We start from the raw sequence: 24,765 nt of genomic DNA, 5'->3' as shown, positions 1-24,765 counted from the left end.
ATGGACAAGACCTCTATCAGGCAGACTTCAGGCACGAGCTATAGCGAGGAAGCAATTTGTTATTGTTTTAGATGCGGATGGTAACGTAATGGAGTATAAACTGAATTAGAGGTGTCGAGGGTGCCGGAAATGTATGTTTTTGCCGGTTGCAACGGTGCGGGAAAATCCACCCTGATCGAGCACTTCGGCGGTGATTATGAATTTATAATTAATCCCGACCAGATAGCCAAACAAATCAATCCCATTGATCCACGCAGTGTTGACCTTTCCGCAGGTAAAGAGGCGGTAAAATTGATTCGAAACTGTTTAGAGAAAGAGAAGACATTTGCGATGGAGACCACGCTTTCCGGTCAATATGTGATCCGCCAAATGAACGCGGCAAAGAAGGCCGGTTACAAGGTGTTTCTTTATTATATCGGGCTGCAGGATGTTCAGATGCATGTGGATCGCATACGTACACGGGTAAGAGAAGGCGGACATTTTATCGCAACAGAGGACTGCCGACATGGTTAAAAGTACTGGAAATATGAGCGACGTAACCCTGTTAATCCCAAAACCCTTGAAACGGCCTGGACGGCCGCTTCAAGGGTTGCTTCTGCGCTCTTGACGAACGCTTTCATTCCGTCTATAATTTGTCATAACAACATAACAAATTAGCTCTCGTTAGGAGGAGGTGAAACGATGCCGCTGCTAAACCGTTCCAACCGGATACCGCTGTACATTCAATTAAAAGAAGAGATTATTGAGAAAATTGAAGAGGGCAAATGGAAACCCGGCGATGCGATTCCAACGGAATCCGAACTCCAAAAACTTTACAAAATCAGCAGAATCACGGTTCGGCAAGCATTAGGGGAATTGGTCTCCAGCGGTACCTTGGCGCGAATCCAAGGCAAAGGCACGTTCGTTGCGGAGCCGAAACTGGAACCCATCCGGCCGGCTTTGACAAGCTTTACAAAAGACATGGCCGAGCAAGGGAATCGGACGAGTTCCCGCGTATTGAATTTTGACGAAGTAAAGGCGACCGACAGGCTGAAACGGATTTTCAAAAATCCGAATCTCGATATGCTTCAGGTGTTGGAGCGGGTGCGATTGGTTGACGGAGTGCCGGTAGGCATTCACAAAAGTTACCTGAATCTTGGCGTTCTTCCCGGCATTAACTTGGAAAAGTACGATTTGGTTAAAGGATCTTTGTATGAAGCGCTTCGTTTGGAGGGAGCGGTGATGGGGCCTGCGGAAGAGACAATCGAAGCCGGCCAGGCAAATGCCGTTGAGGCCGATCTGCTGGATATCCCGGCAGGGTCACCCGTATTGCTGATCAGCCGGACGACTTATCTGAAGAGCGGGGATGTCTTCGAGTACGTTAAAATGGTGTACAGGGGCGATAAGTACAAATACTCTGTCAAATTGAGTTAGTCAAGTTCTTCAGGTCCACGAGGCGGTCGTTCAGCCACCAGCGATCCGGATGTTCGTATTCAAGAAACAATTCACATGTAAGGTTAATTGCTCCATACACCGCCGCCTACCCGATTTATGTTAGTTAACATTACACGAATATCACAAATTGAATTGACTTGTTGGCCACTCTGATTTATTATTTGTTATAACGATATAACGTTATGATGATATAAACTTATCAATTCAGCCATCTTAGGAGGATATCATGTCCGGAAAAATATTCCCTGCCAAAGCCAATGCCGTCACCCAAATTTTCAAAACAGACAAAGCCGTGATCGGCATGATCCATCTCAAACCCTTGCCGGGCGCTCCACGGTTTACGGGCGGCAACCTGGACGCCGCATTCGACTTCGCAATGAACGATGTCCGGGCTTACGAGGAAGGCGGCATCGACGGCTTGATCATCGAGAACGCCTGGGACATTCCGTTTCCGAAACCCGATGAAGTCGGCTTGGAGACGGTTGCGGCTCTGACGGCTTTGACGCTGAGAATCAAGCAGGAAACGGATTTGCCGATCGGAATCAATTGCCTTGCCAACGCTGTCATTCCGTCACTTGCCGTGGCGAAAGCCGCCGATGTGCCGTTCGTGCGCGTCAATCAATGGGTTAATGCTTATGTTGCCAATGAAGGCTTTATCGAGGGCATCTCGGCCAGAGCCATGCGGTACCGTGCCAGCATCAAGGGCGACGACATCAAAATTTTTGCCGATGTACACGTGAAGCACGGAAGCCATGCGATCGTGGCGGACCGCAGCTTGGCGGAACAGACGAGGGACAACATTTTTTTCGATGCCGACGTGCTGATCGCCACGGGCAACCGTACGGGTGACGAGACGCCGACGGCGGAGGTGGAGGGCATTAAGAACCACACGGACCTGCCGGTTATCGTAGGCAGCGGAATGTCGAAAGACAACGCGCGGAAAATCCTGTCCCTGTGCAACGGCTGCATCGTCGGGAGTTCGCTGAAATACGACGGGGAATGGTGGAATCAAGTGGACCTGGTCCGCGTCAAAGCACTCATGGAGGTCGTTGTCGCTCTCCGCGAGGAAGAAGGTCGATAATCTTGGTCGAAGAAGTGGACATCATCGTTTATGGTAGCCTGAATATGGATTTCGTGGCTTACGTAAGGCACCTGCCGCGCGCGGGTGAGACTATTGCCGCTTCTTCGTTCGCGATGGTACCGGGCGGCAAAGCCGCCAATCAAGCGGTCGCTGCATCCCGGCTGGGATCGGCGGTGGCGATGGTGGGCAGGGTCGGCGAAGACGAGCTCGGCGACAAGATGCGCATTCACTTGGAGTCGGACGGGGTCGATTGCCGGTTTCTGCGCCGGACGCCAGGCGTGGAGACCGGCGTGGCCAGCATTGCTGTCGATCCTGACGGACAGAACACGATCATTACGTTTCTTGGGGCGAATGCCTGCGTATCCGCGTCGGACATAGACGCTACGCTGCCATTGCTTCGCCGGGCCCGTTACGTGATGCTTCAAATGGAAATGGATCCCGATGCAGGCGAGCATATTATCCGGCTTGCGAAGAAATCCGGAGCGTCCGTCGTACTGAATCTGGCTCCTGTCGTACCCATCAGAGAAGATCTCTATTCGCTTGTCGATCTCTTGATCGTGAACGAAACGGAGGCCTCCCAGCTGACGGGCGTATCGGTCACTTCACCCGAGACGGCTTTGCGAGCGGCCTCGAAGCTTCGGGACAAAGGCGCCAAGAATGTCGTGGTCACCTTGGGCAGAGAGGGTGCGGTTCTACAAGCCGATGGCGCCAGTGAAGGCACTCACTATACGCCGCCGCTTGTCCAAGCAGTGGACGCTACGGCGGCGGGCGATTGTTTCGTAGCCGCAGCCACGCATTTCTGGAACGATACCGGAGACTTGCAAGCATCCGTACGCCGGGCGGTGGATGTGGCGGCGCTCTCCGTGACCAGGAAAGGAGCGCAGCCTTCGCTCCCGACGCTGGAGGAATTCCTGCAGTTTATGCTAGGAAAGGAGGGGTGCCCATGAGCCAGCCGATTCTGACGATGCGCGGCATTTCCAAACGTTTTCCCGGCGTGAAGGCGCTAGAAGAGGTCGACTTCGAACTGTACCCGGGAGAGGTCCACGCTTTGATGGGGGAGAACGGGGCCGGCAAATCCACGCTGATGAAAATATTGTCCGGCGTGTATCCGCCCACGGAAGGGACCATCCGTCTGAAGGGCCGGGACGTCGTCTTCCATAATCCGATGAATGCCCAGCGCCAAGGGGTTTCTATTATCCACCAGGAATTCAACCTGTTCCCTAATCTGTCCGCGGCCGAGAACATTTACATCGACCGGCCGGAGATCACCGGACGGTTCGGCTTCATCAAGTGGCCAAAACTCGTGCGGGAAGCACAGGCGCTGATCGACTCCATCGGCGGCGGCATCGACGTCCGCAGAGAAGTACAGCATCTCGGTGTTCACAGCCAGCAGGTCGTGGAAATCGCCAAAGCCTTGTCGTTCCGGGCCGACGTGCTGATTATGGACGAGCCTTCCGCGACGCTGCCCGAGAACGAAGTGCAGAACATGTTCGAGGTCGTGAGGCGGCTGCGCCACCAAGGCGTCGCCATCGTCTACGTCTCGCACCGGATGAAAGAGATTTTCGAAATCGCGGATAAAGTGACGGTTCTGCGGGACGGGAAAAAAATCGACACGCGGCCCATCGGTGAAGTGACGGAGCAGAAGCTCATCCGGATGATGGTCGGCAAGGAAGTCGGAAATTTGTACCCGGTTCGAATTACCGAGAGCCAGCCCCAGCAGGTTCTTCAGGTGGATGAAATGTCGCTGGACGCCTCCCATAAAGTTTCCTTTGAAATACATAAGGGAGAAATCCTCGGCCTCTTCGGTCTCGTGGGTTCGGGTACGCATACGGTGGCGGAACGGCTGTTCGGACTGCGCAAAGGCACCGGCGACGTGTACATCCTCGGTAAGAAGGTCCGCATCGGCAGCCCTTTGGAGGCCATATCGCACAAGGTGGCATATGTGCCGCCGGACCGGCACCGGCAGGGCTTGATCAAGCCGATGACGATCTGTCAGAATTTGTCGCTGAATCTCCTTAAAGACTATACGAAAGGTATGCTGCTGGACCGCAAGAGGGTGAAGCAGGTCAGCGAGACGTATATGCAGAAACTGCGAGTGAAAGCGCCGAACGACCAACAGATCGTCGACTTTTTGAGCGGGGGCAACCAGCAGAAGGTTGTTCTCGGCAAATGGCTGGCCACGGAACCCAACATCTTGATTCTGGAGGAACCGACCCGGGGCGTGGATGTAGGAGCGAAGGCGGAAATTTACCAGATCATTCACCAGCTGGCGGAGGGCGGATTGAGCATTCTGCTCATCTCCTCGGAAATGCCGGAAGTGATCGGGATGAGCGACCGGATCCTCGTTATGCACAAGGGCGAGTTCGTGCATGAGTTCCGCCGCGGCGAAGTGGACCAAGAGCAGTTGCTGAAACGGGCGTCCAACCCGCGGCTCCAGGAGGAGGCGGTTCCATGAGGAGGGCGCTGGAAATACGGGAAGCTCCTATAGTCGTATTCACGTTCATGGTCGGCATTTTCTTCTCTTTGATGTCTTCCAGCTTTTATCAAATGGATAATGTGGAATTGATTTTGTCCCAGATCACCACAAACGGCATCGTCGCGATCGGCATGACGATGGTCATTCTGCTCGGCGGGATCGACCTGTCGGTCGGTTCGGTGCTCGCGCTGGTCGCAACTTCGGTCGGATTGTTCATCAGCCAAGGCTTGCTCCCCTGGCAAGCGGCGCTGCTCGGAATCGGAATCGGTGTGCTATGCGGGATATTCAACGGCTATTTCATCGCCGTGATGAACATTCCCGACATTATAGTGACGCTTGCGACGATGTTTATTTTTCGGGGATTGGCGGTTGGCATCAGCGGCGGCACATGGATGACGAACTTTCCCGCAGCGTTTCAATTCTTCGGTCAGGGGACTGTGCTCGGCATCTCGTTTCCTCTGCTGATGGTCATTTTTTTTGCGGTCTTATTCGCCTTGGCTCTCAGATACACTCCGTTCGGAAGAAGGATTTACGCGATCGGGGGCAACAAGTCGGCAGCCAAGCTGGCAGGGATGAGCATCGCCAAAACCAAATTCATGGTTTACGTGTACAGCGGCATTCTCGCCTCGGTCTCCGCCATTATCTTCGCTTCGAAGGTGGGGAGCGTTCAGGCCTCAACGGCCGGCAACAACCTGTCCTTCGAGGTCATGGCGGCCGTGCTGATCGGCGGCGGCAGCATATTCGGCGGCGTCGGGACCATCGTAGGTACGATGTTCGGCGTACTGCTGATGGGCATGATCAAGAACGGCCTTGTCATCGCGAAAATATCTCCGTTCTGGGTGGATGCAACCATCGGCTTTCTGATTATCTTGGCGATCGTCATCAATACCTTACAGCGGATTAGGCAAAGCAAGAAAAGGGAGGAAGATCTGGTATGAGCACGAGTCTGCTGTTCAGGGCGATACAGCCTTTCCGGGTGAACAAGATGCTGACGCTGCTGTTGTTGTTCGCCGCCATGCTCGTTTTTTTCAGCACCCGGTCACCTTATTTTCTGACCTTCAATAACTTCATGAACGTGCTGAATCAAATGGTGGAAGTCGGCCTTATCGCCATTCCGATGACACTCGTCATCATATCCGGCGCGATGGATTTGTCCGTTGGCGCGATCCTGGGTCTCTCAGCGGTTTCTCTTGGCCTGGCCTACGAGAGTGGCATGAACATTTGGCTCAGCATCATCGTCGCGTTGCTCGTAGGGTCGCTGTGCGGATCGGTTAACGGATATCTCATCGCCCGGCACCGGATGCAGGCGATCATCGTCACCATCGGCATGCTGGTCATGCTTCGCGGCATCATCTATGTGCTGAATGAGGGCAGGCCGATCAGCGGATATCCCGAACCGTTCTATTTTCTCGGCCAACATGCTATCGCGGGCATACCTGTTAACGCTATTTTCCTGATTGTCATGTTTCTGATTGCGACCTTCGCGATGAGACGAACCCGATTTGGCACTTACGTGTACGGCCTCGGCAACAATGAAGAGGCGGTTCGCTACTCTGGCGTTCCGGTCGTCCGCATCCGATTCACATTATTCGTGCTCAGCGGGTTGTTTTCGGCTATGGCCGGCGTGTTCCTCGTTTCCCGCTTGGCAAGCGCAGAAGCGACTTCCGGTACGAACATAGAGCTTGACGTGATCACCGCAACCTTAATCGGGGGTACGCACATTTTCGGGGGAAGGGGGAGTTTGACCGGCACCTTTATGGGCCTGCTGATCATCGTGTTTCTGCGAAACGGCTTGAATCTCATGGGTGTATCCGTTCTCTACCAATCGGTAATACTCGGCATTCTGATCTTGATCGCGGTCGGCAAGCAGAAGGTATAACGACTACTACTTGGAGGTTAGTGCAAATGAAAAAGATCGGTTCCACTCTGGCTATCGGTTTACTCGCTGTCGCCTTGGCGGCATGCGGAAATTCAGGCAACAACGGCGGAGCGAATACTCCGTCGGCAGGCGGCGGTACTTCTGCGCCAGCGGCCTCATCTTCCGAATCCAGATCGTACTTCATTAATCCGAAATCGATCGGTCCGGCTTACTGGGCCGCCGCCGAGAAGGGCGCCAAGCAAGCAGGCACGGATCTGGGCGTGGAAGTGATCTTCAACGCACCGACAGAAGCCGATTCCGCCAAGCAAATCAACATGATCCAGGACATGCTGACCCGTCAGGTGAGCGGCATCGGCGTATCGCCCAACGACGCGAAAGCGGTGGGTCCGGTATTTAAGAAAGCGGCAGATCAGAATGTCCAGATTGTCACCTGGGACAGCGACGCGCCGGAGACCGACCGCAAATATTATGTAGCACCGGCTACCGACGAGGAAGTTGGACAAAAGCTTGCGCAGACGATCGGCGACGAATTAGGCGGCAAAGGCCAAGTCGCATTTATGGTGGCCGGTCTCGGCGCCCAGAACCAAATCGCCAAAGCGGATGCGGCTAAAGCCCACTTGGCAGCTAACTACCCTGACATTGAAGTGGTAACGACGGTCGCGAGCGACGACGACCAGCAAAAAGCGTTCGCGAATGCCCAGAATCTCATTAAAACCTATCCGGAACTGAAAGGCATTATCGGCTTTGCGGGCGGAGAGTCTCCTGCCGCGGCTGAGGTAATCGAGCAAGCGGTGAAAGCCGGTACGTTGAAGCAGGGCCAAATCGCACTGACGGGAATCGCCGTGCCAAGCCTGGTGAAGAACTACGTCCACAACGGCACGATCACAACCGACATCATTTGGGATCCAGGCATCCTTGGCTACGTAACGGTGTATGTGTTGGATCAACTTGCACAAGGGAATGAGATTACCGACGGCATGGAAGTTCCGAATGTCGGACCGATCAAGGTGGACGGCCAGAACATTTTCATCGGCATGCTCGAAGTCACCAAAGACAACGTGGATACGTTCAGCTTCTAAAATCTCATTTGTGCGAGGTAATCCATGGAAAAACGCGTAATCGTCAGGGAACTGACGGCGGAGACTTTTAAGGACTTCGGCAAGGTAATCGATCTTCCTTCCTATGCGCCCCCCAAGACGGGGGAAGGCTGGGATTGCTGGAACTACATCGCGATGATGGACGTGTCTGAGCCGATCGGGATGGGGCTGGTCATCACCAAGGACCGGGAGCTGATGGTAGATTCAATGGAACGGCATGTGAGCCGGGAGGAACTGCTGCTTCCTTTTGATAAGGAAATCATCCTACCGGTGGCGGCTTGTCTCGATATCGAGGATCCGGACGAGTTGCCCGATCCAGAGACAGTCCGGTGTTTTCGGATCAAGCCCGGGCAGGGGATCGTGATCGGCAGAGGCGTATGGCACAGCCCCGCTTACCCCGTCGGCGGAGACTCTACTTATCTGTTCGCCATCGAGAAAAAACCGGACAAGTTCGGTGACGAGATGGTGAATCCGTGGGTCAACTTTCAAGGCGGAAAAGTCGTCAGGATGGAGCTTTAGACTGCGTAAACGAGCGGCTAATACCAAAAACCCTTGAGGCAGCCCGCTCGGGCCGCTTCAAGGGTTTGCTTTTCCCGCCAGAAGCCGCCACTTACTTCACATATTTGATCAAAACCATCAATCCGCCCGGTTCCACATCCGCGTTGGTCGTGTGATGCAATTCGTGGCAATGGAAAACCCATTCGCCCGGATTGTCGGCGATGAAATCGATATCGTAGGTCTCACCGGGATTGACCGTTACCGTGTTAACAATCTGAGGAACGGCGAGCGGATGGCCGTCCTTCGCAATGATGCGAAAATCATGACCGTGCATATGCATCGGATGAATGCCGTTGCTTACGTTGGTCAGCCGAATGCGCACCGTTTCGCCGTATTTGACCTCGAGAGGATCGGTATCCGGAAATGATTTGCCGTTAATCGTCCAGTAATTATAATCCATTCCCATGACGGAGCTCCCCGCCTCGGAGCCCGTGCCGGAGGGAGGCATTTGCATCCCGCCATTCCCGGTTGAGGAATCGGGCTTGTCCTGCATTCCGTGTTTCATCAAGCTCCGAATGTCGGCCTTTTGTTTGAGCGGGCCAGACGTACCTTTGGACATGCCGGCCATCGGATCGTTTTGTCCGTTTTGAGGCTGTCCTCCCGGTTCGTCCGGAATATTCCACCCCCCGAATATCATCGCATACTCCCGATCATGCTTCAGTGTTCCGGCGTTCTGCGGATCGATGATTAAAAGCCCGTACAGTCCTTTATCGATTTGCTCTATGCTGTTAAAATGCGAATGGTACATGTACGTGCCGGCATGATTGGCTGTGAATTCGTAGGTGAACGTCTCGCCGGGCTTTATCGCATTTTGGGTGAAGGAAGGAACCCCGTCCATACGGTTCGGAACATGAAGACCGTGCCAGTGAATGGCGGTTTCCTGCGGCAGGCTGTTTTTAACAATGACTCGTATCGTATCCCCTTCCTTGGCCCGTATGGTCGGACCCGGGACCGTTCCGTTAAAGGTATAAGCATTCGTTTCCACCCCGGAGACCAATTGCCAGCGGCCCTCCCTGGCCTCCAGCTTAAATTCGCGCACTTTATTCGTGGGACGTATAACGTCCGTTTCGCTAAGCGGGGCCAAATTCCGCAGTTTTTTTGTCGTTAGAATTTCCTCAGGCTTTGCAACGGAACCGGTTTCGGCTTGCGCGGTTTGCGCCGAATCCGCGGGATCCGCGGGAGGCTCCGAAGCGTTGTTCTCGGGCGAAGAGGCGCAACCGGCCAATAAAGCTAACGAAATGGTTAACAAAAGGGAAATCGTTCGTTTGTTCATCAGGAACCCTCCTCGGCAGTATAGGAGTATTCTGATGAAATGCAGGTCTAACTATGCAGGTATTGCGCTAAACGGAAAAAAGCAACTGCGATGGATCCGCAGTTGCCCCTTAACTGTATGAGCTTACGGTAGTGCAATTTTTTGACCGGGGTAGATCAGATGCGGGTTTGTCAGTTTGTTCAGGTCGCGCAGACGCTGCCAGGTCGTACCGTTTTTCACCCCGATCGCCCAAAGGGTATCGCCGGGCTTTACGATGTATACCTTGGTTTGAGCCTCGGCAGCCGGAACTGTTGCTGATGCGGGCTTTTTCTGTTTCGAGGGCTCCGGCTGCCCGGCTTTGGCCGGTTCCGCTTTGACGATGCGTCCTTCCACTTTCGGAGCAATCTTCCGTTGCTGCTGAATCGTGTCAATCACCAAGTTGGAAAGAAGCGGTCCCGCGTTTTTATCCAGCAGCACTTCGGCGCTTTTGAACGCCTCGTATCCGTCGCCGCCTTCTGCGAGGAAATCAACGGTTGCAAGCGAATAAGAGGCCGATTTGTCGAGCGGTTTGCCGTTTACCTTTACATTTACGATACGGGACCCTGAAGGCTTGGACAAGTCGTAAACGTATTGCATGCCGCTTACCTGCGCAAATCGTCCCGCTCCTTTCTCCACCTCGCTCACCGCGTTTTCAAGCGCCTGCAAAAGCTGTTCGCCTGTAACCTTGATTTTTACGACATAGTTGGTAAAAGGAAGGGCGTCCATCATGTCTTTCTTGGTTAGTTTGCCGACCGGGAAAACGCGCTCGGCCCGAATGCCGCCTCCGTTGATGAGGGCGGCGTCGGCGCCGGTATAAGCCTTCATCGCATCGGCGATGAAGTTTCCGATTGCCGTTTCCTGCTTGCGCTGGGTTGCTTTCATGACGTCCAATTCCGTTGCGGTGCTGCCAATTTCAACGGAAAGCTCGGTTCCCAGCTTCGTCACATAGTCATCCATGACCGTCTTAACGGCTGCATCGGGCTTGAAATCCGGCTTGTTCGCTTCTTCTTTCAGCGTGTAACGGCGGAAATTGAAATCCTGGATCGAGCCGTCCTTGATATAAAAATTCAGTTCGCCGAAATACTCGAACTCGTCGCCGATGAACCAAAGCAGCGTATCGTCGATTTTTTCCGGTGCATCGAACGCCTTCGCCGCGTGGTCCCCTATCATAACGTCGATGCCCTCCACTTGATCGGCTACCAGCCGGGCATCGGGGCCGGCCAGATGGGAGGAAACGATAATGATCTGCGCGCCCGCCGCTTTCATGTCGGGCACGACTTTTTTCATCGCCTCTACCGGATCGATCACCTGGGCGTTCGGTCCCATGGATGTAATTTGAGGGGCTTCCTCGTTAATAAGGCCGGTAATGCCGAGCTTGACTCCGTTCACTTCTTTAATGACGAATCGGGCCGCTCCCTGTTCCTTGCCGAATACGTCATTTGTCCGCTTGTCCGTCACGTTGGCGCTTACCCATTGGAAATCGCTCGCTTCCACCATCTTGGCGAGCTGGTCCGGCCCCATATCAAATTCGTGGTTGCCGTATGTATTCACATCGAGCTTGCCGGCATTGAAAGCGTCGATCATATGCTGTCCGTTGAACAAGGACGATAACAAGGAGGTGGCCAAATCGTCGCCGGTTCCCACATATAAAGCGTTAGGATTTTGCGCCTTAATACGGTTGGCCAGGCCGAAATAATTGGCGATGTTTTCTTCCGCGGCCGGGTCGCCGAAATTGCCGTGGAAATGGGTGTCGAACAGCAGCGTGAAGGTGTTCTCGGGAATCGGATGGTTGTCCGCGCCAAAGTCGGCGCCGACCGGATTCAGCGGGTCTGCAACCGGTTGGCCGTGATTGCTTGCGAAGACGGCCGGAGCGGCAATGGAGAAAAGAAGCGCACAAGAAAGCATCGTGCGAATGATGACAGCGAGTTTCATATCCATCCTCCCGAATCGATTGATTTATCTCTCTCTTCATATGTAGCATACTGTCTGTCCGGCTTCAACAGGATTGCGTCATTAAACGAAAACTTAACAAACATGCGCACACCCGGAATCAAAAACCCTTGAGGCAGCCCGGGCGGGCCGCTTCAAGGGTTTGCTTTTTCCCGACTATAAACCCGTCACCCCGTCGCGGCCTCCCGCTTGCGGAAGAACGACTTCAGCGCTTGGTAAACCTCGCCTTTCTCCCGGATAACGTAGTAGAGGAACGTGGGCATGGCGATATTCTTGTAGGCCGACATCAGCGTGCTCGACCGGTTGTACTGGTTGACCTCGCCGTAGCCGAACATGTTCGAGCGCTTCAGCAGCTCGCCGATCAGCTTGACGCACCGCTCGTTGTCGCTCGTCAGGTTGTCGCCGTCGGAGAAGTGGAACGGGTATATGTTATGCGTTACCGGAGGGAAGCGGGAATCGATAATTTCAAGCGCTTTAATGTACGCCGAGGAGCAGATCGTGCCGCCGCTTTCGCCGCGCGTGAAAAACTCCTCCTCGGTCACTTCCTTCGCCTCGGTGTGATGTGCGATAAACACAATCTCCACCTTCTCGTACTGGTGCCGCAGAAACCGCGTCATCCAGAAGAAAAAGCTGCGCGCCACATACTTCTCGAACGACCCCATCGAGCCGGACGTATCCATCATCGCCATAATGACCGCGTTCGAGTTCGGCTTGACGATTTCCTCCCACGTTTTGTAGCGCAGGTCGTCGGGTGAAATCCCGTGGATGCCGGGATGGCCGCCGGTGGCGTTGCGCCGCAGGTTCTCGAGAATCGTCCGCTTTTTGTCTATATTGGACATGATGCCTTTCTTGCGGATGTCGTTGAACCGGATTTCCGTCGTCTCCAGCTGCTCCTTATCCTTCTGCTGCATGAACGGCAGCTCCAGCTCCTCGAACAGCATCGTCTCCAGCTCGGCGAGACTGATCTCGGCCTCGATCACCGTCTCGCCCGGCTGGTCGCCGGCGCCCTCGCCTTTGCCGCCCTTCTGCGCAGCGGGATCGACCCCGAGCACGTCGCCGACCTGGCTTTCTCCGTCCCCCTGGCCCACATGCTTGCTTTTGTTGTAATTGTACACGAAACGGTATTCGTCCAAGCTTCGGATCGGCACCTTGATGACCTGCTTGCCGTCCGACATGATGATGTTCTCCTCCGACACCAGATCCGGCAGATTCTGCTTCACGGCTTCGCGTACCTTCTGCTGGTGCCTCGCCTGATCCTGATAGCCTTTGCGGTGGAGCGACCAGTCCTCCCGGGACACGATAAAGAGCGTCTCATTCCTGTTTGTCATCGTCCTTGCACCTCCCCGCAGCTATTGCTGTTGTTATTCAATATATTCAAGCTCCCCGGGGTTATGTGAGTCAAAATGTCCGATTCGATTTCCGGCAACCGCCGCTTTCCAAAGAGTGAGATAAATCACCCAAGGATGGGCACCGGTAACGTATAATAGTCTTCAAATTATTTACAGGTGACAGGCCGGCATGTTCTGTTTATAATTAATCCCATATAAACCCATGTATTCTGGTCGGATTAATACGCTAACACATGAGGTTGTTTTTTCTATCATTCGGGTAATCTATATATCGAATGATTCGCTAGGCAGGAGGTAGTGACACTGATCGAGCTCGTCAATATTAGCAAGTCCTACCGCGTCGGGTCGGCTTACGTGGAAGCGTTGCGCAACGTTGACCTGAACGTGCATAAGGGCGAAATTTTCGGCATAATCGGACATTCCGGCGCAGGCAAAAGCACGCTGCTCCGCTGCGTCAACCTGCTTGAACGGCCCTCGGACGGACAGGTGAAAGTCGGAGGCGTGGAATTGACATCCCTCTCCTCCGGCCAGCTTCAGGGGCAGCGCCGGCGGATCGGGATGATTTTTCAGCATTTCAATTTGCTCTCGATGGCAACGGTTCGCGACAACGTCGCTTTCCCGCTCAAGCTGACCAAGCTTTCCAAAGCCGAGCGGAACGCCAGGGTCGTTGAGCTTTTGCAGCTCGTCGGGCTGGCGGACCATGCGGATAAATACCCGGCCCAGCTGTCGGGCGGTCAGAAGCAGCGGGTCGGCATTGCAAGGGCGCTTGCGAGCAACCCGGATGTGCTGCTCTGCGACGAGGCGACTTCCGCGCTCGACCCGCAGACAACCAATTCGATTCTGGCGCTGCTGCTCGACATTAACCGGAAGCTGGGGCTCACGATTCTGCTCATCACGCATGAGATGCATGTGATCCGTTCCATTTGCGACCGGGTGGCGGTCATCGACCGGGGCGAGATCGTCGAGACGGGCAACGTGCTGGACGTGTTTCTGAAACCGCAGCATCCGATTACGCAGGACTTTGTCGAGCAGGTCGCAGATTCCTTCGATGCGCGGGAGCTGCTCGGGCAGCGCGAAGGCAGGCTTTTCCGGGTGAACTATGTGGGCGATACGACGTACGAACCGATTCTGTACAATACGGTCAGATCGTCGCCGGTTCAATTCGCCATCCTGCAGGGGACCGTATCCCGGATGAAGCAAACCCCCTATGGCCAGCTGATCATCGAGCTCATCGGGGACGGTCCCGATATCGCGCAGGTCGTCGCCGATCTGCGGCAGGAGGGCCTGGATGTGGAGGAATTGAGATGACGTTCGAGAATGTCCGCTGGGAAGAGATATGGGAGGCGAGCAAGGATACGCTGGCGATGATGGCGTGGTCGCTGTTATTCACGGTCATTCTGGGCTTGATTCTGGGCGTGATCCTGTTTCTGACCTCGCGCCGGCAGCTGCTTGAGCAGCGTGCGGTCTACATCGTGCTTTCGTTTATCGTGAACGTGCTCCGTTCCGTGCCGTTCATTATTCTGATGATCACGATCATGCCGCTGACGAAAATCATTACGGGCACGACGCTGGGCGTCGAAGGCTCGATTCCGCCGCTGGTGGCGGCCGCCACGCCGTTCTTCGCCAGGCTGGTGGAAACCTCGCTGCGCGAGGTGGACCGGGGCGTCATTGAAGCCGCGCAGGCGATGGGCGCTTCGAAATGGGACATCGTCAGTCGGGTTCTGCTGCCGGAAGCGCGGCCCGGACTGCTGGCGGCGGTAACGATCACGGCGGTTACGCTGGTGTCGTATACGGCCATGTCGGGCGTCATCGGCGGAGGCGGTCTCGGCGACCTGGCGCTTCGTTACGGCTATCAGCGGTTTCAGACCGACGTCATGCTTGTGACGGTCGCGCTGCTTATTGTATTGGTTCAACTCCTGCAAATGGCAGGCGACCTGCTGGTCCGCCGTTACAGCCGGAAGTAAGGATGAAGGACATAGAGAAAGAAGAACACATCACTGGAGGGATGACTGTGAAAAAATGGAGTTTGCTCGTACTGACGCTTGTTGTGATGCTTGTCGTGTCCGCGTGCGGACAAGGGAGCGGCAATTCGGGAGGGGCGAATAACGCAAATAACGGCACGGGAACGAATGCCGAAGGCGGAACGAACGCGGGCGGCGGCAATAACGCGGCGGGGAACGATACGACGGGCGACGGCGGCGCGCAAGAGCCGGTCACGCTGAAGGTCGGAGCAACGCCGGTGCCGCATGCGGAGATCCTGAATTTCGTAAAGCCGATGCTGGAAAAGCAGAACATTACGCTCGAAATCGTGGAGTTCAACGATTACGTTCAGCCGAGCACGCAGCTGTACGAGAAGCAGCTCGACGCCAACTACTTCCAGCATGTCCCGTACCTCGAACAATTCAATAAGGATAAAGGCTATGACCTCGTCAACGTTGCGGGTGTGCACATCGAGCCGTTCGGCGCTTATTCGCGCAAAGTGAAATCCGTCGACGAACTGAAGGACGGCGCCAAAGTCGCCATTCCGAACGACCCGTCCAACGGCGGCCGCGCGCTTGCGCTGTTGGCGGCCAACAACCTGATTGCGCTTAAAGAAGGAGTCGGCGTCGAGGGCGTGGTGGCGGACATTACGGACAATCCGAAAAACCTCAAAATCACCGAAGTCGAGGCGGCGACGCTGCCGCGCGTATTGGATGAAGTCGATCTGGCGCTCATCAACACGAACTATGCGCTGGAAGCGGACCTGGTGCCGACCGAAGACGCGCTGTTCATCGAAGGCAGCGACTCCCCATACGTCAACATTCTGGCGGCCCGTCCGGACAACAAGGACTCCGCACCGATCCAGGCGTTGGCGAAGGCTCTGCAGTCGCCGGAAGTCAAGCAGTACATCGAAGACAACTATAAAGGCGCGATCGTGGCCGCTTTCGAGTAAGCGATCGGTCAAAATGAAGAGCCGTCCGGCGGGTTGTCGGGCGGCTCTTCCCCGTTGCTGCGGCGGGCCGCGCTTGATGGAGGCGGCGCCCGTTCGGTATAGTAGAAGAAGCCCAGCACTGCCGCCGAAGGCGCAAAAGGAGGTGCGCTGCCCATCCATCAGCCGGAACCGTGCGTTTCCCCCCGTCATCGGGGAAAGCGGCTTGTCGGGCGGCGCGTTACGGGGCGGCAGCCCCCATTGCGAAGCCGATGACCATCAGCCCGATGAAGCCGACGAGCAGCAGGCCGTTCAGGATAACGCCGATGGTGGCGAATACCTTGCGCCGGTTTTTCTGGACGCAGCCGATGATGCCGAGTATGAGCCCGGCAAAGCTGAGCGCCAGAGATCCCATGATGACGATTCCGACCATCATAAGGGCGCCTGCTCCCTCGCTTGCCATCATGCTCTCGTCAAAGGTTCCGTCGGGAGATACGAAATCCATGACCGACGCGGTGGCGATTACGATCGAAGCGATCAGCGAAATGACGCACACCACGCCGATGATGAACGATGCGATGCCGAGCCCGGATTGCCGCCGCGCGGGTTGTTCGATGAGGGCCGGTCCGACGGGCGTCATGCCCGGTTCGGGCAGCGGCCGCAAGCTTTGGCCGTCAAGCGGATCCGTGCCGCGCGGTTGTCCTTGTTCCTGGTCCATCGGGATGCCCCCTCTGTTGTGCTTTTTGTAAAGTATAACCTAATTGAAGGGCTGTGAAAACGGATGTTGCATAAACAAACCGCCTTCGGCGCCTTGTACGCCGCGCTTGCGGTAGCGCTGGGCGCTTTTGGCGCGCACGCGCTGGATGGACGGCTGACCGGTGATATGCTGCAAGTTTATGAAACGGGTGTGCGGTACCAGATGTACCATGCGCTCGGACTGCTCGCCGCGGGGCTGCTTGCCGAGCGCGCCGCCGGCGACCGCCGGCTGGCCTGGGCCGGAAGATTGCTGCACGCGGGCATCTGGCTGTTCTCGGGAAGCCTGTATGTCCTCAGTCTTACGGGCGTTACCATACTCGGCGCCGTCACGCCGCTCGGAGGCGTCGCGTTCATCGCCGGATGGCTGCTGATCGCGGCGGCCTGCTGGCCTAAAAAAAGAAATGCCCGTTAACGGATTTTTCCTATATAATAAGGAATGACGGGCCGGAGGGCGCTAGCGGTAATCGTTTACGCCCGGTCGCCGCTCCCCCTGCAGCACTTACAGAGGAAGGATGTTCGGTGTGGCGGTACAAGATGCAGCAAAAATCCGTAAACGGCAGCACGCAGCGGTTCCTTCCGACGGCAAAGCCTGGATCGCCCCTTCGGCGATCGGATTGGTCACGTCGGTGTGGGCGGGTATAGCGGACTATATGCTGCCGGGCGCTTACGCCAAATGGTCTACGGTTGCCCTCACCGGTTCCGGATTCCTCGCTATTGTTGCCTATTTGGCGTTTCGTAAACGCAGGGGCGCAGCCCGGCTGCCGGCCGCGCGCGAAACGACGGAGATGAGGGTGGCGGACGCCATTTTTCGGCACAGCCCTTTCGCGGTGGCCGTGCTGGACGCGGCAGGCCGCTTTCGCGAGCTGAACGAGGGCACGGTCCATCTGCTCGGTTACCGCAAGGAAGAGCTGATCGGGGAGCCGTTTCTACCGATGGTCGAGTCGGAGGGAAGGCAGCAGCTGTTCGACAAGTTTGAATTGATCCTTCAGGGCAGCGTGCAGGAGACATCCTTCAAGCTTAAGCATAAATCGGGTATTCCGCTCGAGGTTCAGGCTACCCTTGCTCCTTATATTGCGGAGAACGGCACGACGGGCACGGTGCTCGTCAGCCAGGATATGAGCGACCGCAAGCGCAGCAGCGAGCGGATTCGCTATATGGCTTACTACGACGACATGACGGGCCTTCCCAACCGCCGCATGTTCATGATGCATCTGACGGAAGCGTTGAACCGGCGGTTTGTGGAAGGCCAAAGGCTGGCCGTCCTGTATTTGGACGTGGACCGGTTCAAGCTTGTGAACGATTCGTTCGGCCGCGATTTCGGCGACATGCTGCTGCTTCAAGTGGCCGAGCGGCTTACGCGAGGCTTGTCGGAGCAGGATCTAGCGGCCCGGATGGAGGGCGACGAATTCGCGATCTTGTATGGAGGCGTTTCTTCCGATCAGGACGCGCTTGAACGGGCACGCGGGCTGATGGCGATGCTGGAGGAGCCGTTCGAGCTGCAGGGTTACCCGTTCCACCTGAGCGCCAGTATCGGGATTGCCACGCATGCCGAAGGCGTCGCCGATCCGAACGTGATCGTGAAGAAAGCGGACATTGCGCTCGGCACGGTGAAGGAGAACGGCCGGAACGACTGCATGCTGTATACGGGCGAGTTGGACAATTCCTCCCTGGAGAAGCTGACGATGCAGCATGAGATGCGGCAGGCCTTGAACCGCGGGGAGTTCGTCCTTTATTACCAGCCGCAGTACCATATCGCGACAGGCAAGGTCATCGGACTCGAGGCGCTGGTCCGTTGGCGGCATCCGGATCGGGGCATGATCCACCCGGGTCGGTTCATTCCGATCGCCGAGGAAAGCGGCCTGATCGTTCAGCTCGGCGAGTGGGTCCTTGCCGAAGCCTGCCGCCAGAACAAGGCGTGGCAGGACGCCGGGCTGCCGGCCGTACCCGTGTCGGTCAACCTGTCCATGCGGCAGTTTCTTCAGCAGAATTTGCCGGACAAGGTCGCTTCGATTTTGGATCGAAGCGGCCTTCGGCCCGAATATCTGGATCTGGAAATTACCGAATCGATGACGATGGACGTCCAGCACGCCACCACCTGCATGATGGAGTTGACCAAGCTCGGCGTCTGCATCAGCATTGACGATTTCGGGACAGGCTACAGCTCATTCCACTATCTGAAAAACTTCCCGATCAACCGGCTGAAGATCGACCGTTCGTTCGTGCGCGACATCCAGCAGGATCCGAACGATGCGGCGATTGTGGCGGCGATCATCGCGATGGCCCATAACCTGAACCTGCAGGTTATCGCCGAAGGGGTGGAGACCGAAGGCCAGGTTGAGTTCTTGAGGAAGCACGCCTGCGATGAAATGCAAGGGTTTTTGTGGAGTCCGCCCATGCCCGCCGAGCGGATTGCGGATATGCTGCGGCCCGGGACGTACCCCGGCTGATCTCCGGGCATCGCCTTAACGCATAAAATCCCGGCCGCGAAGCCTCTGACGGAGGATCGCCGGTCGGGATTTTGCGGTTTGAAGGCAAGGTTACTGAAGGAAGTCGTCGATTTCATTCAAGCCGAAAATGTACACTTGCTTCTCATCGACGTGATACACCGTGACGGTCTTCTTGGACTCATCGTAGCTCAGTATGCGGCAGGGAACGCTCAGCTTCACGCCGCGTCCTTTGTTGACGTTCAGACGGATCAATTTGTTGGCGGAGATGTATCCGCGTATCCGCTCGGCCGTTTCATCGGCCTCCGCCGGTTTGGCGTTGCCCTTGGACGAGGCGGCCGGCTTATCCGACGCTTGCGGCTTGTTTCCCGCGGCTTTGGACTGAAGCTGCTGCGGAATGTTGACCGGCTTTAACGCCGGTTCCCGCAAGCCCTCTTCAATCAACCGGCCGATCTGCAGGCCGGATAGGATGCGAAAGTCCGCAATCTCTTCGTTATTGAGAACATGCAGCAACCGTTCCAACGCTTTAGCGTTCGTCTCGCCTTCGATGAGCAGGTCTATGTTGAAAATAAAGCTTTTGCGAGCGTTGTTTCCGGTCGTTTTCATAGCTTCCTCCGTTCTGAAACCTCAATTACAAATATATCATTATCAATTCCCGCGCACTAGTCCCCAACATAGGGGGACCGCCGCCTAAGTTGTGAACCGTTTACGTTGTTGCGGGGTTTCCGATCCAATATTGGAATTCAGGGATATTCGCCCTTTCGCCCCGGGATTTTTCCGCATACACTGCTATGTCGAAGTCTGTAACAAACCGTACGGAGATGGGGGTGAGACGGTGATTCGCATAGTACCCTATATGATCGGGAGCACGGCGGTTCTCGGCGTCGAGGTCAAGCTTCCGAAGACGACTCTGCTCGCCATAACGACGGATACCGGCTATATAATGTGCGGCGCATTGGACATCGGTTTGCTGAACGAGCGTCTGAAGGACCGTGGCATCATAGCGGGCCGGGCGGTCGGCGTGCGGACGCTCGAGGAGCTGATGGAAGCGCCGCTGGAATCGGTAACCGTGCAAGCGGAGACGATCGGCATCCGCATCGGCATGAAAGGCCGGGACGCGCTGGAGCGCATGCTGGAGCATGCCGGCTCCTGAAACGGCGAACCCGTCCTTGATCGGACGGGTTCCCAGCTTGTCGAGAAACCCGCGTCTTTATGGGAGAGACACAGGGTTTCTCTTTGTTATCCCCGACTTGTGGCCGGCTCTTGCGCGCATCCGCTTCCCGGCGTGTGCCCGAATGCATGACGCCATTGACCTTATCCGGGCTCGCTCAGTTGGTCAGCCATACGTACCCGTCCGGACACCTCCGTGGGATTGCATCCCGGATTGGTTACTCGGTCGGAACCGCTTCGAACAGCTTGCGCAGATTGACGTCGAACGGAGCGCGCACGATGCCTTTCTCCGTTATGATCGCGTCCACGTACTCGTGCGGCGTCACGTCGAAGGCGGGGTTGTAAACCTTTACGCCTTGCGGAGCCGTTCGTTTGCCGAACCCTTCGGTAATCTCCTCGGGCTGGCGCTCCTCGATCGGAATTTCACTGCCGGTCGGCGTTTCCAAATCGATCGTGGACATCGGACAAGCGACGTAGAACGGAATCCCGTGCGCCTTGGCCAGCACGGCAACCCCGTAGGTGCCGATCTTGTTGGCGACGTCGCCGTTGGCGGCTACCCGGTCGGTGCCGACGATCACGGCGTTCACCCAGCCTTTGGACATGACCATGGCGGCCATGTTGTCGCAGATCAGCGTGACGTCGACGCCGGCCTGCTGCAGCTCGAACGCCGTCAGCCTTGCGCCTTGCAGCACGGGACGTGTCTCGTCGGCGAATACTTTCAGCTCGATGCCTCGCTGCTTCGCCAGATAGAACGGCGCGGTGGCGGTGCCGTATCGGGACGTTGCGAGACCGCCCGCATTGCAGTGGGTCAGCACGCCCATGCCGTCGCTGAACAGCGTAAGGGCATGCTCGCCGATCAGGCGGTTCGTCTCCTCGTCCTCGCTCTGGATGGCGATCGCTTCCGTCAACAGCTCGTTCTGGCACACGTCGGCGGACAAGCCGCTGTCCGCGAGATCCTGCGCCCGGCGCTTCATCCGGTTGAGCGCCCAGAACAGATTGACGGCGGTCGGCCGGGACGTCGCCAGGTAGTCCGCGTGCTTGACAACGGCCTCCAGCCATTCGCCGTTACCGGATGCCGCGGCCTCGCGCGCGCCCAGCACGACGCCGTAAGCGGCGGAAATTCCGATCGCAGGGGCCCCGCGGACCTTCAGGTGCCGGATCGCTTCCCAGACGTCCTCGGACGTCGTAAGCTGCAGGTAGACGATCTCCTCCGGCAGCAGTCTTTGGTCGAGCAGTTCGACATGGTCGCTTGCCCAGATGACCGGCAGCAGTTCGCTATGGTTGTTTGTCGCAGTTGTCATCGTTGTCGTTCCTTTCCGTTGCGTGACTTGAGAGGCGCATTGCATCGCATCGCACCGCAGCATCGCATTGCAGTGTGTCGCACCGCACCGCACACCGCAGGGCCCCTTCGCCGCATTATCCCTGTAGGGCGGCAGCGGCAATATCGAGCGCTTGTCCGAACGATGCGATCCGGCGGTTTTCCTTGATCAGCGCTTTGCCGATCCGCAGCGAAGTGCGCTGCGCCGCTTCCCGGACGGCCGCGTCTTCGATCTTGTCGATATCGGCGACATGGGCGAGCCCGACGATGCGCCGCACCATTTTCGCCCCGGCATAACCGATCGTATCCTGCAGCAGTCTCCTCATGTAATCGTCCTGGTAACCGGGCGCCGTCCTCGCCAGGCGGTCCACGCAGCTTTCATTCCACAAGGCACGGAATTTGGCCTCAAAGCCTGTCCACACCTGCTCCGCGGTATCCAGCAAATAAGCGCGGTAATCGGATCGGGACGCCTCATCCTTGCTCCAATAGCTTTGGCCGGCCGCATTCAGCAGCAGGTTGGCGATCACCGCGCCGATATCGTAGCCCATCGGGCCGTAATAGGCGAACTCGGGATCGATCACCTTCGTCGATTCCGGCGTGACGAAAATGCTGCCCGTATGCAGATCGCCGTGAAGCAGCGCCTGCCCCTGGGTCAGAAACTTCTCGCGCAGCAGCGCCACTTCAAGATGAAGCGCGGCGTCGGTGCGGAGCGCCTCGGCTTCGTCTTCGATGGCGGCTTCATAATTGTTGTTGGCGGACACGGTGTAAGGGTCGTCGAAAATAAGGTCTTCCGTTATTTTACACAACTCCGGGTTGATGAATCGTCCGGCGCGGATTTTTTTCTCCTGCTGGTTCATGCCGAGATCGGACGTGTAGAAAAGCGTGTTGGCGAGAAACGTCGAAATATCGTCCGCGAAACGCGGATAGCGGCCGAGCTCGATGAGACCCCGCCGCATGATGACGTGATCGCTGAGGTCTTCCATGATCGTGAGCGCGAGCTCGGCGTCGTACCGGTAAACCTTGGGCACGAGACCCGGCGCCAGGCGATGCTGAACCATAAGGGCCTCGCACTCGATCCGGGCGCGGTCCAGCGTAAGCGGCCAGGATTCGCCGACGACCTTGGCATAAGGCAAAGCCTGCTTCATAATCAGGCTGCGGCCGGATTCGGCGTCCGTTATATGAAACACGAGGTTCAGGTTGCCGTCCCCGATCTCGCGGCAGGAAAGCTTGGCTCCCCGTGGGAATACGTCTTCAATTCGGCTGGCGATGTCGATCGCTTCTTGCTCGGCAAGCGGATGGTAAGCGGACAAAAGGGAACACCTCCGTAGATTTCGCTTTGAATAGTATAATGGATTCTTATTCGCGTTGGAATACCCGGGTTTGTTATAATGGAAACAATCCGATTTTGCGGGAGGGAGGACAAGCTTATGGTTGAGAATGCCGGCATGAACGCCGCCTCCGGACCGGTCGCTTTGAAGGAATGGGCTTCGGCCGTTCGCGCCCTGGAGGAGGGCTTGCAAATCATCGTCCTGCGCAAGGGCGGGATCATCGAGGAAACGCGCGATTTTCGCTTGGTAAGTCCGCGGTTTTACCTGCTGCCGACCTATGAGCATCAGCGCAGGGAGCTGTTGAAGCCGGAGTTCCGCACGCTGGTGGATGAGACGGTCGCCGCTTGGAGTCCGGACGCGGATACCGTGCGCATCTCGGTGTTCGCGGAGGCGGTGGAGGATATCGAATTGTCGGATCAGGAGGCGGTCGACCGCCTCCGGGATTATCATATCTGGACCGATGCATTCGCCGAGGAACGGTTGAAATGGAAAAGAAAGCAGCCGCTGCATCTGCTGCTGCTCCGGATATACAGACTTGAGCGCCCGATCGACGTGCCGCTGCGCGATTCGTACTTGGGCTGCAAATCCTGGGTTCGTCTGGAGGACGAGCTGGCGGATGCGCCGAAGCATCCGGTGCTGCCCGACGGGAAATTCTCCGAAGAAGTCGACAAAATCAGGCGGGCTCTCGCATAAACCGCTTGCAACGCGGGTTTTCGGGCGGCGCGTTTGTTGATTTGTAACGAGACTTATACTAAAATGATTTTAATGAGTGAGAATCACTGAGAATCAATTGGAATGGACATTCCGGAAGGGGACAGATCATGGCAACTCGTTTCGTACTCGAAGGGCTGAAAGCGGCCATCGACGGCAAAGAAATCTTGAAAGGGATCGACCTTGAGATAAAAGGCGGAGAAATCCACGCCATCATGGGACCGAACGGCACGGGCAAAAGTACGCTCGCGTCGGCCATCATGGGGCACCCGAAATACGAGGTCACGAACGGAGCCGCCCGGCTGGACGGCGAAGACGTGCTGGAGATGGCAGTCGACGAGCGCGCTCGCGCCGGCCTTTTCCTCGCCATGCAGTATCCGAGCGAGATCGCGGGCGTGACGAATTCCGACTTTCTTCGCAGCGCGATCAATGCCCGCCGCGGCGAGGGCAACGAGATCTCGCTGATCAAGTTCATCCGTCAGATGGAAGCCAAAATGAAGGAGCTGGAGATGAACACGGAATTCGCCCACCGTTATTTAAATGAAGGGTTCTCCGGCGGCGAGAAGAAGCGCAACGAAATTCTGCAAATGATGATGCTGGATCCGAAAATCGTCATTCTCGACGAAATCGACTCCGGTCTCGACATCGACGCGCTCAGAATCGTGGCTGCGGGCGTCAACGCGATGCGTTCCGAGGAGCGCGGCTTCCTGATCATCACCCACTACCAGCGTTTGCTGAATTATATCCAGCCGGATTTCGTGCATGTCATGATGCAGGGCCGCATCGTGAAGTCGGGCGGTCCGGAGCTGGCGGAGCGGCTTGAGGCCGAAGGCTACGATTGGGTCAAAGAAGAACTGGGCATCGTCGACGAAACCGTCGGCCAAGCTTAATCGGGAAAGGAGCTTGCGTTCAATGAGCACACAACTGAGCACCCCGATAAGCCGCGAGGCCGTGGAGAAGCAATCGCGCGCGAACGGCGAACCGGAATGGCTGACCGCGCTTCGCGCCGAAGCCG

Annotated in this window: 24 protein-coding genes; 17 read left to right on the top strand and 7 right to left on the bottom strand. The window is 56.5% G+C overall.

All coding sequences use genetic code 11. The annotated features are described in order from the left end of the window. Positions 1–129 precede the first annotated feature (129 nt). From RWM61_RS16160 to RWM61_RS16120, 9 genes are all read left to right on the top strand, one after another. Positions 130–513: a zeta toxin family protein gene (locus RWM61_RS16160; RefSeq protein ID WP_314002648.1), complete on the top strand. Its 384-nt coding sequence runs from the start codon at positions 130–132 to the stop codon at positions 511–513. Between the two features lie 168 nt (positions 514–681). Further along, on the top strand, positions 682–1,413 hold the full coding sequence (locus tag RWM61_RS16155; RefSeq protein ID WP_314002641.1) for a GntR family transcriptional regulator: 732 nt from the start codon (positions 682–684) through the stop codon (positions 1,411–1,413). Positions 1,414–1,660: 247 nt separating this feature from the next. Continuing rightward, on the top strand, positions 1,661–2,515 hold the full coding sequence (locus RWM61_RS16150) for a BtpA/SgcQ family protein (RefSeq protein WP_314002639.1): 855 nt from the start codon (positions 1,661–1,663) through the stop codon (positions 2,513–2,515). Between the two features lie 2 nt (positions 2,516–2,517). Next, positions 2,518–3,462, top strand: a complete 945-nt coding sequence (gene rbsK / locus RWM61_RS16145) for a ribokinase (RefSeq protein WP_314002637.1) — start codon at positions 2,518–2,520, stop codon at positions 3,460–3,462. Next, complete coding sequence (locus RWM61_RS16140; protein WP_314002636.1) at positions 3,459–4,970, top strand: sugar ABC transporter ATP-binding protein; 1,512 nt, start codon at positions 3,459–3,461, stop codon at positions 4,968–4,970. The genes rbsK and RWM61_RS16140 overlap by 4 nt, the downstream gene beginning before the upstream one ends. Next, the gene (locus RWM61_RS16135) at positions 4,967–5,929 is read left to right on the top strand and encodes an ABC transporter permease (protein ID WP_314002634.1); all 963 of its coding nucleotides are present in this window, start codon (positions 4,967–4,969) and stop codon (positions 5,927–5,929) included. Before RWM61_RS16140 ends, RWM61_RS16135 begins: the two co-directional genes overlap by 4 nt. After that, on the top strand, positions 5,926–6,870 hold the full coding sequence (locus RWM61_RS16130) for an ABC transporter permease (protein WP_314002632.1): 945 nt from the start codon (positions 5,926–5,928) through the stop codon (positions 6,868–6,870). Before RWM61_RS16135 ends, RWM61_RS16130 begins: the two co-directional genes overlap by 4 nt. Before the next feature lie 26 nt (positions 6,871–6,896). Further along, a complete protein-coding gene (locus RWM61_RS16125) occupies positions 6,897–7,949 on the top strand; it encodes an autoinducer 2 ABC transporter substrate-binding protein (protein ID WP_314002630.1) in 1,053 nt (350 codons plus the stop codon). Positions 7,950–7,973: 24 nt separating this feature from the next. After that, positions 7,974–8,486 (top strand): ureidoglycolate lyase, encoded by a 513-nt coding sequence (locus RWM61_RS16120; protein ID WP_314002628.1) that lies wholly within the window; start codon positions 7,974–7,976, stop codon positions 8,484–8,486. 91 nt (positions 8,487–8,577) lie between these two features. Here the strand turns inward: RWM61_RS16120 and RWM61_RS16115 are convergent, their stop codons facing one another. From RWM61_RS16115 to yhbH, 3 genes are all read right to left on the bottom strand, one after another. Then, positions 8,578–9,798 carry a multicopper oxidase family protein gene (locus RWM61_RS16115; protein WP_314002626.1) on the bottom strand — a complete coding sequence of 407 codons (1,221 nt, stop codon included), beginning with the start codon at positions 9,796–9,798 and terminating at the stop codon, positions 8,578–8,580. A 123-nt stretch (positions 9,799–9,921) separates the two neighbouring features. After that, a complete protein-coding gene (locus RWM61_RS16110; RefSeq protein WP_314002623.1) occupies positions 9,922–11,748 on the bottom strand; it encodes a 5'-nucleotidase C-terminal domain-containing protein in 1,827 nt (608 codons plus the stop codon). A 185-nt stretch (positions 11,749–11,933) separates the two neighbouring features. Continuing rightward, positions 11,934–13,094, bottom strand: a complete 1,161-nt coding sequence (yhbH, locus tag RWM61_RS16105) for a sporulation protein YhbH (RefSeq protein WP_314002621.1) — start codon at positions 13,092–13,094, stop codon at positions 11,934–11,936. Positions 13,095–13,418: 324 nt separating this feature from the next. On the opposite strand from yhbH, the gene RWM61_RS16100 reads away from it, so the two are divergent. Genes RWM61_RS16100 through RWM61_RS16090 form a run of 3 tightly spaced genes read left to right on the top strand, consistent with a single transcriptional unit; the run spans position 13,419 to position 16,047 of the window. Then, complete coding sequence (locus RWM61_RS16100; protein WP_314002646.1) at positions 13,419–14,423, top strand: methionine ABC transporter ATP-binding protein; 1,005 nt, start codon at positions 13,419–13,421, stop codon at positions 14,421–14,423. Next, positions 14,414–15,079: a methionine ABC transporter permease gene (locus RWM61_RS16095; protein WP_314002643.1), complete on the top strand. Its 666-nt coding sequence runs from the start codon at positions 14,414–14,416 to the stop codon at positions 15,077–15,079. Before RWM61_RS16100 ends, RWM61_RS16095 begins: the two co-directional genes overlap by 10 nt. A gap of 47 nt (positions 15,080–15,126) precedes the next feature. After that, positions 15,127–16,047, top strand: coding sequence for a MetQ/NlpA family ABC transporter substrate-binding protein (locus RWM61_RS16090; RefSeq protein WP_314002619.1), 921 nt, complete (start codon positions 15,127–15,129; stop codon positions 16,045–16,047). A 217-nt stretch (positions 16,048–16,264) separates the two neighbouring features. On the opposite strand, the gene RWM61_RS16085 is transcribed toward RWM61_RS16090, so the two are convergent. After that, entirely contained in the window at positions 16,265–16,741 is a 477-nt protein-coding gene (locus RWM61_RS16085) for a hypothetical protein (protein WP_314002617.1), read from the bottom strand. 63 nt (positions 16,742–16,804) lie between these two features. Here RWM61_RS16085 and RWM61_RS16080 point away from each other — a divergent pair, with 63 nt between their 5' ends. Together RWM61_RS16080 and RWM61_RS16075 are read left to right on the top strand one after the other, a co-directional pair. Continuing rightward, the gene (locus RWM61_RS16080) at positions 16,805–17,191 is read left to right on the top strand and encodes a DUF423 domain-containing protein (RefSeq protein WP_314002615.1); all 387 of its coding nucleotides are present in this window, start codon (positions 16,805–16,807) and stop codon (positions 17,189–17,191) included. 109 nt (positions 17,192–17,300) lie between these two features. Continuing rightward, positions 17,301–19,226, top strand: a complete 1,926-nt coding sequence (locus tag RWM61_RS16075) for an EAL domain-containing protein (RefSeq protein WP_314002613.1) — start codon at positions 17,301–17,303, stop codon at positions 19,224–19,226. A 90-nt stretch (positions 19,227–19,316) separates the two neighbouring features. Here the strand turns inward: RWM61_RS16075 and RWM61_RS16070 are convergent, their stop codons facing one another. Then, positions 19,317–19,829: a hypothetical protein gene (locus RWM61_RS16070; RefSeq protein ID WP_314002611.1), complete on the bottom strand. Its 513-nt coding sequence runs from the start codon at positions 19,827–19,829 to the stop codon at positions 19,317–19,319. Positions 19,830–20,058: 229 nt separating this feature from the next. Here RWM61_RS16070 and RWM61_RS16065 point away from each other — a divergent pair, with 229 nt between their 5' ends. After that, positions 20,059–20,376 carry a DUF1805 domain-containing protein gene (locus tag RWM61_RS16065; RefSeq protein ID WP_314002609.1) on the top strand — a complete coding sequence of 106 codons (318 nt, stop codon included), beginning with the start codon at positions 20,059–20,061 and terminating at the stop codon, positions 20,374–20,376. A gap of 235 nt (positions 20,377–20,611) precedes the next feature. Here the strand turns inward: RWM61_RS16065 and mtnA are convergent, their stop codons facing one another. Both mtnA and mtnK read right to left on the bottom strand, forming a co-directional pair. Beyond that, positions 20,612–21,694, bottom strand: a complete 1,083-nt coding sequence (gene mtnA, locus RWM61_RS16060) for an S-methyl-5-thioribose-1-phosphate isomerase (protein ID WP_314002607.1) — start codon at positions 21,692–21,694, stop codon at positions 20,612–20,614. A gap of 115 nt (positions 21,695–21,809) precedes the next feature. Beyond that, a complete protein-coding gene (mtnK, locus tag RWM61_RS16055; protein ID WP_314002605.1) occupies positions 21,810–23,021 on the bottom strand; it encodes an S-methyl-5-thioribose kinase in 1,212 nt (403 codons plus the stop codon). A gap of 117 nt (positions 23,022–23,138) precedes the next feature. Between mtnK and RWM61_RS16050 the strand changes: the two genes are divergently transcribed. Next, positions 23,139–23,732 (top strand): DUF1802 family protein, encoded by a 594-nt coding sequence (locus RWM61_RS16050; protein ID WP_314002603.1) that lies wholly within the window; start codon positions 23,139–23,141, stop codon positions 23,730–23,732. A 128-nt stretch (positions 23,733–23,860) separates the two neighbouring features. Next, complete coding sequence (gene sufC, locus RWM61_RS16045; RefSeq protein ID WP_314002601.1) at positions 23,861–24,640, top strand: Fe-S cluster assembly ATPase SufC; 780 nt, start codon at positions 23,861–23,863, stop codon at positions 24,638–24,640. Positions 24,641–24,765: the final 125 nt, after the last annotated feature.

The sequence above is a fragment of the uncultured Paenibacillus sp. genome (assembly GCF_963515335.1).
Lineage (GTDB): Bacteria > Bacillota > Bacilli > Paenibacillales > Paenibacillaceae > Paenibacillus_I.
Note: the sequence above shows the minus strand (reverse complement) of the source record. Positions and strands in the feature narration are given on the sequence as shown.